At 46.9% G+C, this 13,731-nt stretch carries 11 protein-coding genes; 4 read left to right on the top strand and 7 right to left on the bottom strand.

The genetic code is table 11. The features are described from left to right. Positions 1–135 precede the first annotated feature (135 nt). The 7 genes from O3C43_21795 to O3C43_21765 form a co-directional block, all read right to left on the bottom strand. A complete protein-coding gene (locus tag O3C43_21795) occupies positions 136–1,080 on the bottom strand; it encodes a hypothetical protein (protein ID MDA1069128.1) in 945 nt (314 codons plus the stop codon). A gap of 49 nt (positions 1,081–1,129) precedes the next feature. Continuing rightward, positions 1,130–2,629: a tetratricopeptide repeat protein gene (locus O3C43_21790; GenBank protein ID MDA1069127.1), complete on the bottom strand. Its 1,500-nt coding sequence runs from the start codon at positions 2,627–2,629 to the stop codon at positions 1,130–1,132. A 201-nt stretch (positions 2,630–2,830) separates the two neighbouring features. After that, positions 2,831–4,132 carry an ABC transporter permease gene (locus O3C43_21785; protein ID MDA1069126.1) on the bottom strand — a complete coding sequence of 434 codons (1,302 nt, stop codon included), beginning with the start codon at positions 4,130–4,132 and terminating at the stop codon, positions 2,831–2,833. 204 nt (positions 4,133–4,336) lie between these two features. Beyond that, entirely contained in the window at positions 4,337–5,041 is a 705-nt protein-coding gene (locus O3C43_21780; protein ID MDA1069125.1) for an ABC transporter ATP-binding protein, read from the bottom strand. A gap of 53 nt (positions 5,042–5,094) precedes the next feature. Further along, the gene (locus tag O3C43_21775) at positions 5,095–6,777 is read right to left on the bottom strand and encodes an efflux RND transporter periplasmic adaptor subunit (protein ID MDA1069124.1); all 1,683 of its coding nucleotides are present in this window, start codon (positions 6,775–6,777) and stop codon (positions 5,095–5,097) included. A gap of 1 nt (position 6,778) precedes the next feature. Next, on the bottom strand, positions 6,779–8,506 hold the full coding sequence (locus O3C43_21770; GenBank protein ID MDA1069123.1) for a TolC family protein: 1,728 nt from the start codon (positions 8,504–8,506) through the stop codon (positions 6,779–6,781). A 213-nt stretch (positions 8,507–8,719) separates the two neighbouring features. Then, positions 8,720–9,448, bottom strand: a complete 729-nt coding sequence (locus O3C43_21765; GenBank protein MDA1069122.1) for a HEAT repeat domain-containing protein — start codon at positions 9,446–9,448, stop codon at positions 8,720–8,722. A gap of 153 nt (positions 9,449–9,601) precedes the next feature. On the opposite strand from O3C43_21765, the gene O3C43_21760 reads away from it, so the two are divergent. The 4 genes from O3C43_21760 (at position 9,602) to O3C43_21745 (ending at position 13,630) form a co-directional block, all read left to right on the top strand. Then, positions 9,602–10,270, top strand: coding sequence for a response regulator transcription factor (locus O3C43_21760; protein ID MDA1069121.1), 669 nt, complete (start codon positions 9,602–9,604; stop codon positions 10,268–10,270). A gap of 2 nt (positions 10,271–10,272) precedes the next feature. Continuing rightward, complete coding sequence (locus O3C43_21755; GenBank protein MDA1069120.1) at positions 10,273–11,676, top strand: ATP-binding protein; 1,404 nt, start codon at positions 10,273–10,275, stop codon at positions 11,674–11,676. 145 nt (positions 11,677–11,821) lie between these two features. Next, positions 11,822–12,199, top strand: coding sequence for a transporter substrate-binding domain-containing protein (locus O3C43_21750; protein MDA1069119.1), 378 nt, complete (start codon positions 11,822–11,824; stop codon positions 12,197–12,199). Positions 12,200–12,481: 282 nt separating this feature from the next. After that, on the top strand, positions 12,482–13,630 hold the full coding sequence (locus O3C43_21745; GenBank protein MDA1069118.1) for a hypothetical protein: 1,149 nt from the start codon (positions 12,482–12,484) through the stop codon (positions 13,628–13,630). Positions 13,631–13,731 lie beyond the last annotated feature (101 nt).

Here is a 13,731-nt window from a genome sequence, read left to right as displayed (position 1 = left end):
CTAGCGCTGCTCGTCCCGATAACACCAGCGATACGGCGTTGTCCTTGAATTCTTTCGTATACTTTCGTCTTTGCCTCATTGTTCTCATTTTATGCATTGTTTAGCACAACATGTCTCCCATTTTTCGGGGCAGGCTCATTCTTCAGCGATTTCGAGATATTCGAAAAAGGCGGCTTCTTGCTCCGTAGAGATGTCTTCCCGGTTTTGTGATTTAAAAGGTGGAGTGTCTTTTAAATTCACCGGTGGATTGAGGACTACCAGGGGAACATCAGCTTTTTCGCAAATGAGCTGCATCCGGCGAAAGTTTTCCTGAAAGTGCTCTATGACTCCCTCCTTACATTTCGGATCCCGTTGGTAGACTTTCAATCCGCGCTGGTAGTCCAGTAACGCGTCGACCTCCATTTTCATGGTGGGCTTTTTCAGGGATTGATAGTCCATGCCCGGTCCCTTCATTCGACGGTACCAGGTGTCCATTGCCTGATAAGTAGCCAGGTTTCGCACCACTTTCACAGGGCCTCCCAGCTGTTGAGCAATCTGTTTCAGGGAACCATAAGTCCTCGCTTCGAGAAACTCGTTTTGCCCAGTGCAAACGATAAACAGGTCGGGGTCGTAGGCCAGGCATTCCTCCATGATAGGAATCAACCGGTAACTGGCGTAGGAGATGCCGCCGCAATTAACTGCTTCGAATTTACGACCCGGGAAAGCGAGTCCGAGGTTTATTTCCAGCCACTTTGGAAAAGCCGTCTGGATAGCGTAGGGTCGCCCTTGCACCGTGGAGCCTCCCAGCACGAAAATACGAAAGGTATCCGAATCTTTGTAACGGTGAAATCCGTCGTTGATTAAATACACACTCCGCTCGGGCCGCAGCTCGTAGCGGTTGTTTAGCGGATTGAGAGCAAACAGCGGTTCAAGCGCGCTGAAACCGACAAAGGGATCGTTCCCCGCATCCTTTTGTCCGAAACCAAAAAAACGGCAAGTGAGCTCAACCAGGAAAAGGAGCAGGAAACCAAAACCAATCGCCTGAAGTCTCGCAAGCCAGCGGCTCAACTGAAGCATGGATGATTGAGATCCGGATTTCATTCGGGTGGCCTGGCTTGGACAGAAGCAGGCTCTTAAAATATCTATACAGTTATTGGGAGTTTATCGGCTTATGCATTTCTATGGCCGGACCTTCTGTTTCTCCCTTTGTCCAAAGAAGAAGGTTTTCCAGCCGAAGTTTTCCGTGGGTATAATAGAGAGGCTCTAACGTTTCAAAATGAGCTTTATACGCTTCTGCCCGGTTGGTTTCCCAGTCTTTGGATTTTTGATCGATTAACAGTGTTTCGAAAAGGAGTTCAGCTGTCGCCTCGGCGATTATCTGGTGGCCGCGGATGGACGGATGAACGTGATCAACGAGAATTTCACCGCCTATGACGGCTTCGCTGGTGTGTTCTTTGAGCAGGACCTGTAAGTCGATGTGCGGAATATGGTTTTTGTCGCAAAAGTCGTTTACAAAACTTCTCATGTTAGGTTGAAGTCGAAGCGGGCAAACATCCTCAATCAGGGCGGTCTGAAAGCTTTTCTCGGCTCTGACGAATTGACGTAGTGCCAGGTAACAATGACCGAGCGAGTAATGAGCCAAGGCATATTCCGGATCCAGGTCGATGGCCCACTTTAAATATTGAGCGGCTTTTTGTGGGTCCGATTCGTAATGCTCATTGGCCTGCTTTATCCATTCATGGTATGCCTCTTTTTGTGAATCGCTAAGGTTGCTATGGTGTTCCGATTTGAAGGGTGGGGTATCCTTTAAATTGACCGGAGGATTGAGGATCACAAGTGGCACACCTGCTTTTTGCGAGATACTGTCAATGCGTCTGATATTTTCCTGAAAGTGAGTAACGACTCCCCAATGCCATTTGGGATCCCGGTGGTAGGCTTCCAATCCGCGGCGATAATCGAGTAGGGCGTCGACCTCTCGTTTCATGGTAGGTTTCTTTTCGGAATCTTCCCTGAGTTCCGTTCCTTTGATTCGACGATACAGTCCATCCATTGCCTCGTAGGTTGCCAATTTACTGATGACTTTGACTGAACTACCTAATGGTTTGGCCAGTCTTTTAATGGAACCATAAGTCCGGGCTTCAAGAAATTCGTTTTGCCCGGTGCATAGGATAAAAAGGTCCGGTTCATAATCGAGGCATTCTTCAATAATGGGAACCAATCGATAGCTGGCGTATGAAATCCCCCCGCAATTGATCACTTCAAAGTTTTTATCCGGAAATGCCGTTTCGAGATTGATTTGTAGCCACTTCGGAAAGGCGGTCTGTATCGAGTAGGGACGGCCTTGGACGGTCGAACCACCGAAGGCGAAAATACGAAATGAGTCCTTACCTTTTTTCTGAGGAAAACGTTCCTGAATGAAGTAGGGATATCTTTCTCGGCGTGTTTGGTAATTCTCTGTGTTTGGGTCCAAAGCAAACAGGGGCTCCAAAGTACTGAATCCTACCAGTGGATCATTGCCGAGTGTATTGTCCCCAAAACCTAAAAGCCGAAATCCCCCCTCGATGCAGAGTAAAAGCAGGCACCCGAAACCAATGGCCTGAAGTTTGGTGAGCCAACGACTTACTTTTGGAAGCTGCGACTTTTGGGGCATATAACTAACAAATCCTCTTATTGGGCGATTTCGCCACCAAGGTGACTCCTGCCATTTTGGTTTATATTTTTTGTAGGAGTTAGCTTGCTGACGAAAATAGGTTACGATTGAAGTCTGAAAAATATCAATGAGTTTCCCTCATGTGCAATCACTGAAAACGGTGATTTATAATGGAGTGCGTCTTGAAAGTAAATCGAAACACTATTCGTGCCGGAGCGCTTCAATCGGATCAAGTTCCGCCGCCTGGGAGGCCGGATAAATTCCAAAGGCTATTCCCGTGAGGCCTGATATTCCGAAAGCGAGACCGACTGACCAGGGGGTGATGATCGTCACCATCTCGGTGGACATAGAGACTAAAAGCGGGACCAGGACGCCCAGCATTACCCCGATGACTCCGCCCCCGATTGAGAGCACGACGGTTTCTATAAGAAACTGAATAACGATGTCCTTCTTTTTTGCTCCGAGTGCTCGACGTACGCCGATCTCACGTGTCCGTTCCGTAACGGTAGCTAGCATGATATTCATAATACCAATTCCACCGACCAATAGTGAAATGGCTGCAATGGAACCGAGCACAATATTGAACATCCGTTTGGTGGCCTCAGCTTCGCGCAGCAGTTGCAAGGGGACGATGAGCTCAAAATCACTTTGGTTGTGAAAGCGTTTGAGAAGACCAGTGATCTGCTGCTCAGCGGCGATCACGGAATCGGTGTTTTCCATCTTCACAACGATCTGGTGAAGTTCTACTGTTTCGGCACTGAAACCACCCGCACTCCGGCGAATGAGTGTTTCTCCAAATCGTGTTTTGGCGGTTGAAAGAGGAATGTAGACATTGTTGTCCAAGGATTCGCCTTCCATCTCTCCTTTCTGAGGACGCTGCTCGGCGGTACCCGTTTCTCTTACCAAGCCCACAACCTGGTAATAAACATCCTGAACCCGAATGGTCGAACCGAGGGGAGATTGGTAAGTGAACAGTCTAGCTGCCAATCCGGATGTTATGACGCACACATTTCTTTGATGTTTCTCGTCGATAGAGGAGAGAAACCGTCCCGCCACTATTTCCATTCCTTGCATGGTCGGGTAGGCGGGAAGGGTTCCAATAACCTGACACGATTCCTGGTTTTTATTGAAGCGCACGTTCTCTCGAATGATTCGTAAAGGAAGCACACTGGAGACGTTGGGAATGGTGAACTGCAAGCGTGATGCGTCGTCGTAGGTTACTCCATACTTAATACCATAACTGCCTCCGGATGAACCGCTGTCCTGTTGATCCGGTGGTTTGATGCTGTTGATAATGATGTTGGTAGAACCGAGGCGCTTAATTCTCTCCTGGGCCTCATGGGAGGCACCTTCCCCGATAGCTAACATGGCGATTACCGAACACACGCCGAAGATCATGCCAAGCATGGTCAGCCCCGAACGTAGCTTGTGCAGCAACAGGCTCTTCACGCCGAGTTTTACGGTGTTGAGGAGTTGGTGTTGGGTTAGGCTTAGTTGGAACATTTAGAAAGGGGCGAGGGACGAGTGGCGAGTGGCGAGGGACGAGGGGCGAGGGACGAGGGGCGAGGGACGAAGGACGAAGGGCGTGGAATGGGTAGGGTAATGGAAAATTGTAGGAGAGGGTTTATCCCGCGATTGCGCAGAGCAGCCTCAAAATGATCGTGGGATAAACCCGCATCTACAGTTAAATTTTGAACAATCATGAGATTATTTGCGTACACGTTGTTCGTCTGTGTCGATACGGCCATCTTTCATACGGATGACACGGTCGGCGCGGTAGGCGATATCGTCGTCGTGAGTAACCATCACGATGGTTTTTCCCTGGCTATTCAGCTTATCGATAAGTTCGAGAACTTCCTTGCCGGTTTTAGAATCGAGATTTCCTGTAGGTTCGTCGGCGAGGATCATCAAAGGATCATTAATGAGGGAACGTGCGATGGCCACGCGTTGTTGTTGACCACCGGAGAGTTGGGTAGGGCGGTGATCAAGACGATCTTTCAGTCCAACGAGTTCCGCGAGCTCGATGCACTTCTGTTCATAATCTTTCAAGTTGACGCCCTGGTAAATCAGAGGGACCTGGATGTTTTCGATCACAGTTAGTTGCGCTATGAGGTTGTATGATTGAAAAATAAACCCCAATCGTTTTCCGCGTATGGCTGAGAGGGTGTCATCATTCATTTCAGCCACATTTTCCCCGCCTAGATAATATTCCCCGGAAGTTGGCCGATCAAGGCAGCCCAGGATATTCAACATGGTTGATTTTCCAGAACCGGAAGGCCCCATGATGGCTACGTACGAGCCTTCTTTGATCGCGACATCCACACCGCGTAACGCACGTACCTCGATTTCTCCGACCTGGAACGTCTTCACGATATTGCGTATGTCGATAATGGTCTTGGGTTCAGCAATCATATGGACTTGGAATTGTATGCCTGGTCAGTACCGGGAAGTGGAATAATCCGGGTCTAACTATCTTTCCGTTCGCGCTGTTTTTTTTGCCCACTATCCGTTTTTTGACGCTGCTCCTTCGGAGGTGATTGGTTTCTCTCACCAGCGCTGGGGGTGGAAGTCTCAATGTTAACCTTTTCGTCTTTGTGAATAAGTGCTCCAGCTAGGTCTTCGCTACTATCAAATGGTGGCGCAAGTAGGATATTGTCCCCGGAATCCAATCCGGATTTTATTTCGATAAACTTGTTGTTAAACATCCCAATTTCCACGGGCATCGGTTTCGGTCCGCCCAGGCCTTTGACAAAGCAAACTTGTTTTCCTTTCAGTGTGGTGACGCATTGAATGGGTACTTTCAGGACATTTTGGAGGTTTGCGATTACGATCTCCGCCCGTGCTGAAACCCCGGGTTTTATATCAGGGAGTTTATCCCTGATAATTATTTGGGTAGTGTAGACTTTTAAGTTTTCGTTGCCATAGCGGGTTTGGCTATCCGGCAATACTCCAATCTTGGTCACCTCACCACGGAAGCGATCATCAGGGAGAGAATCGAGGACAACAAATGCCGTCTGACCGACGCTTACTTGATTTACGTAGGATTCATGAACCTTGATATCCACCTTCATTATGGAGGTATCCGGGATTTTTACTATCGACTGGCGTTGGCGTACAGTAGCCCCTTCCTCGATCATGGACTCCTGGGAGTAACGACTGGAACTGGTGGCGTATACAAGCAGTCCGTCTTGAGGGGCGAACATTTTTGTGAACTCCATCTGCTCCTGCAGTTGCTCCAACTTGTTTTTCCCAAGTTCTAATTGGCGTCTGTCTATTTCAAGCTGAGAAAGGGCTTGCCTGATTTTGCTGTCACCCTGGGTTTTGACCCGGACAAGTTCTTGTTCAGCCTCTTCCTGCTTTGACTTGTATTCTGCTTCGAGTTTTTGGAGGTCGAATTCGTTCAACATTTTTTTGACGCTTTCCGCTTTTTCGAGCCCCAGGCTTTGGTTGGTGACCGAAAGCTTATCGCGATCCAGATTACTTTTAGTTTCGAAACCTTCCTCCGTTAATTTCTCGGACCACTCCAGTTTTTCCTCTGCCAGTTTAAGCGATTCTTGTGCGGTGATGATTTCAATCTGAGCATTCCGCATCTCCTGTTCCTTTTCAATTTGCTCAAATTTTTCCAGATCCATTTTTGCAAATTGAACACCCAGTTCGGCTTTGCGAATATCGCTTTCCACGGTGCTTTTGATGATAACCACATCCGTTTCAGACTTAATGAAATCAGCATTGTCGTCCTCGAACCGTATCAACTGGAAGTTGAGATTATTTTCAACTTCTTCCGTGTCCAACTCCACGATCAAATCTCCTTTTTTTACATAGGTACCTTCCGGGACTATGTAGATGATTCGTGAATTGCCGTTCACTTCGTTTCGAACGGTGACTTCGTTCACGGCTTGCAGTGTGCCGCCCTCCACGATGGAAACCAGAAAATCGCCCCGTTCCACTTTGTGGTAGGAATAGGCCTCTTCGCCGTTGCTTCCACTTCCCAACACGGTCCAAAGTATCCCGACCATTACGACCCCGATGCAGGCGGAAAGGATGGGGCGTTTTTTTACGAAGGGTACTATGAAGTCCTGTGCCTGTTGACGCTTTTCATTGATCCGGTTCAGTCGGCCGGTAGGTCTTTCTTTGATTTCGTTTTCCATGTTATTGAGCGAATAATTGATCGGGCGTTATCACAGTGCCATCTGCTGAGATAGTTGAAGATTCAGTGGCACTATATATTCCTGCTGGGAGTTTTACTTTGCTGGATTCCTTTAACCAAAATCGGGTTGTATCGGTGTTCAATATTCCAAGTTCGAGTAGAAGATTCAAGCGTGCTTCAAGGTAATCGACCAATGCGGCAGTTTGTGCATTTTGTGCTGCAATTAAATCATCCTGTGCTTCTTCGAGGTCTCTGTAAATAGCCTTTCCAGATTCAATCGAAAGCTGGGCACCGGCGACTTGTTTCACCGCCAGCTCAACTGCATTGGTTTGGATTTGGTAGTTTTGGTCAAGCCGTTCCAGTTCACGCAGGTTTTCATCAATTTGAGAGCGAAGACTATCCAGGGTCAATCCGAGTGCGCGAAGTTCCGATTCAAAACGAATAAGTGAGGCACGGTAGTTGTTTCTTTCTCTTAACCGGTCGATGGGTAAGTCAAGTTGGATACCGACAGAGGTGCGAACCTCGTCGAAATCAAAGTGGTTATAGTTTCTGGGTGCTTCGCTATCCACAGACGCGTTTGCAAATATGCCCAGGTCTGCTTTGAGGTTATTGGCAGCAATGCGAACCTTGCGCTGTACATCTTCGAATTGATCGATGGCATTTAAGAGCGGTAACCGATGGTCTACCGACAGCTGAAAGCCCATCCGGGTGTTTATATTGTGAATGATGAGGCCATTGGCTTGGAGAAGTTCTATTTCCTCGTCTTGCAATTGAAGGTCTACGGTCTGAGGTAGTCCCAGCGTTATCTTAAACTGATCCAATGAATTCTTATAACGGACAATGGCGTTTATATAACGGTTGCGTGCTGAAAGCTCGGCTTGCTCCGCCTGATTCACATCCAGTGCTTTTTCACGATCCACTGAACGGGCTCGCAGGTACTTTGTAGCTACGATCCGGGACTGATAATTGTTATACTCATTGAAGATGGTGTCCTTTTGCTGCAACAGGCGGAAGTAATCGATGACAATGTCGATCTCAAATTGATTTTGGAAGTGGCTGAAATCACGAATGGCATAGATGACATTTCGTTCAGCTTGAGTGAGTCGTTCCGCTGCGGCTTCCCGGCCAGCTCCCCTTAGCAGAGGTTGGAAGACGCTAAAACTTAAAACGGATGAAGCGGATTTTCTTGAATCTCCAGTCAGAAAACGAAGAACGTCGTTGGCGATACTCACACTTACATTTGCGCCGGTAGTTAAAAATTGTCCCACGCCAGCATTGCTGTCTATGGTTTCATTTCTTTCACCGTTTGCTCTACGGTTTCTTGAGCCGGTCGCTCCGGCAAAAAATTGTGGGGTAAATTCGTGGCGCTCCCCCGTCAGGGTAAGGGCGCTCAGGTAAAGGTTTTCTTTTTCCCGTTGATATTGACGGTTTTGGGTTACAGCCATTTTGATGGCATCGTCGATGAATAGAACGGTACGTGAATTTCTTTCCCGATCATCGAAAATCTCGTCGACACTGATATCATCGGGCTTCCGGTTTGTATAGGAAGTCTCAATTGAAAAATTCGACGTCTTGCCAAACAGTTGTTCTTCCACTTCAGCTACAATTTTTAATACAGCATCGTCGGCTTTCTTGCGATGTGCAGTGGTGCTACATCCGCTTAAAACAATCAGAAACATGAAGCTGGCCACTTTGGGGAGTGGCCAGCTAATTCTCAGGGCAGAATTCATATGAACTAAATATTCGGCTGAATACTGCTTCTTTCTCTTCTACTAACTTTGAAAACCCAAGTCCGCCCGCTGCGAACTAAGGTTTCTTTTTCTTCAACTAATATAGGGTATCTAGCGTTCTTTATCGAATTGTTTAGAGGGGGATTTTGGGGAATAAAATTTGTTTCGGGATTACTATGGCAGGAATTTTGCATGGTTTGGATCTGGATAGGATTAATTAACAAGATCTTCAGCGTGTTTTTTCAGGAGCCTTTCAGCTTCTCGTCTAACATCTTTATCTGAATCGGAGGAGGCGACTCGTTTAAGCCAAATGAACAGTTCCGGATCTGGCAAAAACCCAGAAAGCGCATCAATGGCTTCTTTGCGAACGCGAGGGTTCGGACTCGATGAGGATGCTTCAAGTAATGCTGTTGCCAGCTCAGGCGTATCCATATCGTCGAGTAAATTGAAGATCTCAGCCTGCATGTTGAAATCGCTGGTGGTGTAATAAGCATCTACCATCTTACATGCTATTTCGTCCGTTCTTTTGTCGCAAACTTGTAGTATACGAAGAGCCACCAGTTTTCGTTTCAGGGAAATACTATCGTCGAAAATTTGACGTTCGGCTTTTTCAAGATGTTCTTTTGTCGGCTGCATAACCCCTCTCACCGTCATGGTCCATCGCATGGACTCTACCATATGGTTAATCTTCTCCTGCTCTGAGGAGTCGATATTGGTCAATTCGATCTGTTGGATGGTCGAAACCGTACCTTCACTTGCTACCAGGTCTGCTTCAAACACGGTGCCTTTAAGGTGAGCGATTTCACGCTCAAGTTCTTCGATTCGGTCTCCTGTGGTGGTTTGAACGAGATCTTCTGTCTTCAAATCCAATGAAATTAGAAAAGCCGCAATCGAGAGTGACAATGCGGCTAATACTAAGAGGTTATTGACTACGGGTTTCACAGAGTGGCGGTTGCTTTTGAATATTCATAATAACAGCTTCCACCTTACCGTGACCTTACCGAATTTGGAAAAGACAATCAATTTGGCCGACAAGCTGGACATTTTTACACCGTTCGGCCATGGATTGGCTTTAAACGGTATCCTGTCATTTTTATGAAATTGCTCCTGGTTGAGGACATGATTTACTTGCGCGAATCCATTGCTACGGGTCTGCGTCGGGGTGGTTATGCCGTTGATACCGCAATCGATGGTGAAGAAGGGCTGTATATGGCTAAAACCGGGGAATACGATGTCCTCATTCTTGATATCATGTTGCCGAAATTGAATGGCCTTGAGTTGCTGGCGCAATACCGGGCCAAAGGTGGAGCTTCTTTGGCCTTGATGCTGACCGCGAAAGATACGTTGAAGGATAAAGTGCTTGGGCTTAAAACCGGAGCGGATGATTACCTGGTTAAGCCTTTTGCGATGGAAGAATTGGAGGCACGGGTAGAAGCTTTGTGTCGGCGATGCTATGGAATTCGCCAAACGGTAATCGAGTCATCAAATTTGAAAATCGACCTCGCTACGAAGGAAGCCCGAATTCAAGGTAAGCCAGTGTCTTTCAAGCCAAGAGAGTATCGAATCCTTGAATATTTGGCCATGCGGCGTGGAGAAGTCGTGTCTCGAACTGAAATTGAAGCCAAAATTTACGGCGACTCGGACGAGGTTCGGAGTAATACCATTGAGTCGGCTATTTCATCCATTCGAAGAAAATTATCCGAAGCGGGTGGCCATTGCCCGATCGAAACACGGGTAGGGTTGGGCTACATTTTCGTAGACTAACTATGTTATCGATCAAAGCGAGATTGGTCCTGTTGACCATGCTAAGTATTGCTGCCATTTTTGGCATCTGTGGCTTTTCGATTTACCACTTTGCCCGTAAAAATCTGGTTGAGCGTTTTGATCAGCGGCTTCGGGTCCAGGCCTACTCTATAATGACTTCCACCTACCAAAGACGCGAACAAAAGGTCGAAGTGCTTTTTAGCGACCGTTTTCTCAGGGAATTCAGCGGCAACCAAAGGCGTGCATTTTACCAGATCTGGAAGAATGAAGACGAGATAGTAAAGCGGTCCGAATCGCTCGGAGAAAATGACCTGCCTAAGCAATATGGCAAAGAGCGTGAGCCAAAGTACTGGGATTTGGCTCTGCCGAACGGGTTAAGCGGACGAGCCATTGGAATCCGCTACGAACCCCGAGTTCGCGGTGCGCGCGAAATCCAATACAATGAAGGGTTTAAGGTGATATTGGTTGTTGCAACGGATGTGAACGAAATTGAAACGACTTTGGCTGGTCTACGGAATCTTCTAACCCTCGGTGGAATCGCAACGCTTGTGCTTTCACCCGTCTTCGTATTAATTGCGCTAGGTAGTGGGTTGAGTCCCCTAAAAGAATTGGTTGGTCGAATGGGAAAGGTGGATGCGGATTCTTTGGAAACCCATTTCGATGAAGGAACGCTGCCGATCGAATTGAGGCCAATCGCCGGGCAGTTGAATGATCTCTTTAATCGGCTTAAAAAATCCTTTGAGCGCGAGCGACAATTCAGTGCGGATGTGTCACACGAACTTCGAACACCTATCGCGGCCCTTTTGAATATAGCGGAGGTCGGGATAAAGTGGAAAGACGGGGATTCGAAACAAGACTACGAAGCCATGCGCGCTATATCGTTGGAAATGCAACAAACCGTTAGTCAGTTGCTCGAACTTAGCCGCGCAGATAGCGGCCACATCGATCTCCATATGGAGACCGTTGCGATCGAGGAAGTTGTATCCAGCATTTGGAGTCGTCATAAGGCTGAGGCCGGCAGGCGGCAACTAACAACCAAATTATCCGGATTAAAAGATGTCATTTGGGTTGTGGATAGAACGCTGTTTGAACACATGGTCGATAACCTCATCAATAACGCTGTTTCTTATGCCCCTGTCGGTGGGGAGATTCAGATAGAAGTTCTGGAAGATGGGAAACGACTTGTATTTCGCAACGTCAGTATTGAGCTGGAACAGTTGGATATGGAAAAGCTATTTGACCGTTTTTGGCGTAAAGACAGTGCCCGGTCGATGGATGAACATCGCGGACTTGGTCTGGCGGTTGTTGCGGCCTTTGCCGAAAAAATGCAATTGCAGCTCGAGCCTCGATTAATCGATGAGGGTGTTTTTGAAATGGCGGTTATATATTCCACAAAGGGGGATTAGCCTTTTATTATTAACCTCAATCGAGACTGGTCATGAACTTATTCAAAAAACTCACCTGTTTAATTCTATTTCCATTTTTGATTCTAATCTGCGGATGTTTTGATTCGGCCCCATCCGAAACCCTTTTGTAAAAGATGATATTGCATTGGATAGCTGGAAATCACTTGCGCCCTATCGAGTAGCGTTTCGCAAAGGAACCAAGGTCGTGGAGAATAATATTAAGGGTGTCGTTGCGAATCAGTTTCCAACAGATTCTATTGAGGAGGCCTTCCAATTGCTCGCCAATGATCTAGTGGATGTCGTCATTTCCGATAATATCGACGGAACCTATCTCATCGCCAGCGATGAGTATAGGGATAGTGGCATCAGACTTGTCGAAAAGCCCATCGATGATGCCCTGCTCTTTTCTTATCTTCACAAAAAGCATGCAGCGCTTGTTCCTTTGTTTGCCAAAGCCATTAAGGACGCGAAAACAAACGGGACATACGAACGAATCGTTGGGGAACCCCCCGTGCGTGATTAAGCTTGTTTCGACTCCCTACTCGTACGTTTTGTGTATTCCCCGGTCAACGAGTTTCGATATGTGGCACACTCTCCTTTAGGATTAGGGAATTTAGATGTTCTTTTTCAAGGCACATGAACTATTTATCCGTTTCCCCATGTTTTCCCTAAATTTTGATCGGGGATTAGCTTAAATAATCAATGTGAAAGCTCTAAGGTTTCAGTTTATCCTGTATATGCGCTATTGCCTGTTGACCTGACCATAAAAAAAAATCAAAAACAGAACCACTTTACGTTCCCTGAAATGCTCTCACTTCTCAAAGTTGCAATGGTTGGAAACCTTTATTCAATTCTTCTTGGATGTTTTTTTGTTTCAATGGTTTTGGTCAATTCCACGTACGGCCTTACAAGCTTGCAGTTAGGTGATTCAACAGGTTCCGCAGGTGGCGTGGTAAATGTCCCTTTATTACTGAGCACTTCGGATGTTGTCAGTGGAGCTCAGATAGATTTATATACAGATCCGAATGTGGCTGTCATCGCTTCGGTGTCTGGTTCGGACGCAGGAGCCAATCATATTGTAGATAGCGAACCGATGTCTGAAGCAGGCAAGACTCGGGTGGTCGTTTATTCCACCAGTAATGATGCATTGTTTTCAGATGTACTGATTGATATACAATTGGTACTTAAATCATCGGTAGCACAAAACGATCGTTCCATTATAGTGGAAAGTGTGCAATTTGCGGATGACGGTGCTGGATTTGTGAATACTGTTCTTGTTCCGAACGCATCTTTTGCGGGGCCGGATTCATCCGTCGTTTATAGAATGGGTGACATGGTAAGTGCGAGTAGCATCGCCTATGGAACAAATACGCCTGTGGATCGAGTTGAGTTTCTTGTGGATGGAGCTTCAGTCTCGGTAGATTCCGAGCCTCCTTATGAGATGGAATTCCCGCTGCAATATTTTGGGAATATCACGATATTTGCCCGTGCTTATGATCAGGAAGGCAACTGGTTTACCAGTGACTCGGATTCCTATATGGTAAACTTTCCAACCAGCCTTGAGGCTTGGCTAAATGTATTTTTCACCAGCGGAGAACAATTGGATCCAACTGTTGGCGCACTGTCGGCAGACCTTGATCTTGATGGAGGCGCCACCCTGTTGGAATATGCGATGGGATTGCATCCTCGACGAAGTGATAGCCCAAGAAATTCCTCTTTTATACTTAATCCATTTACCGGGAGTTATGAGTTCGGTTTTATCCGTCCGGTTGGCGTAACCGGTGTTAGTTATCAGCTTCAAGTTTCCGAAGATTTGGATCAGTGGGACAACACCACCGGTTTTATCGATGTGGTACCTATCGATTCCTTTTGGGAGGAAGTTCGGTTTTCCATGCTGGAATTAAATACACCTCGTGAATTTGGCAGAGTGCTAATTAAAAAGGAGGATCCATGAGCCGCTTGTGGAAACCATCTTGGTTAGCCTTTATAGGTGCCTTTTATTTTGGACTAGGTTCAACCTTGTCTGCCATTCCTGAGAAGGTCGGTGACCTGGAT

This window comes from Verrucomicrobiota bacterium, from assembly GCA_027622555.1.
Taxonomy (GTDB): Bacteria; Verrucomicrobiota; Verrucomicrobiia; order Opitutales; family UBA2995; genus UBA2995.
Note: the sequence above shows the minus strand (reverse complement) of the source record. Positions and strands in the feature narration are given on the sequence as shown.

Excerpts from the sequence above, each read along its gene's own strand:
- O3C43_21775 (MDA1069124.1), bottom strand. The coding sequence starts at position 6,777 with ATGGAAAACGAAATCAAAGAAAGACCTACCGGCCGACTGAACCGGATC.
- O3C43_21755 (MDA1069120.1), top strand. The coding sequence starts at position 10,273 with ATGTTATCGATCAAAGCGAGATTGGTCCTGTTGACCATGCTAAGTATT.
- O3C43_21790 (MDA1069127.1), bottom strand. The coding sequence starts at position 2,629 with ATGCCCCAAAAGTCGCAGCTTCCAAAAGTAAGTCGTTGGCTCACCAAA.
- O3C43_21745 (MDA1069118.1), top strand. The coding sequence starts at position 12,482 with ATGCTCTCACTTCTCAAAGTTGCAATGGTTGGAAACCTTTATTCAATT.
- O3C43_21785 (MDA1069126.1), bottom strand. The coding sequence starts at position 4,132 with ATGTTCCAACTAAGCCTAACCCAACACCAACTCCTCAACACCGTAAAA.
- O3C43_21780 (MDA1069125.1), bottom strand. The coding sequence starts at position 5,041 with ATGATTGCTGAACCCAAGACCATTATCGACATACGCAATATCGTGAAG.
- O3C43_21760 (MDA1069121.1), top strand. The coding sequence starts at position 9,602 with ATGAAATTGCTCCTGGTTGAGGACATGATTTACTTGCGCGAATCCATT.
- O3C43_21770 (MDA1069123.1), bottom strand. The coding sequence starts at position 8,506 with ATGAATTCTGCCCTGAGAATTAGCTGGCCACTCCCCAAAGTGGCCAGC.
- O3C43_21795 (MDA1069128.1), bottom strand. The coding sequence starts at position 1,080 with ATGAAATCCGGATCTCAATCATCCATGCTTCAGTTGAGCCGCTGGCTT.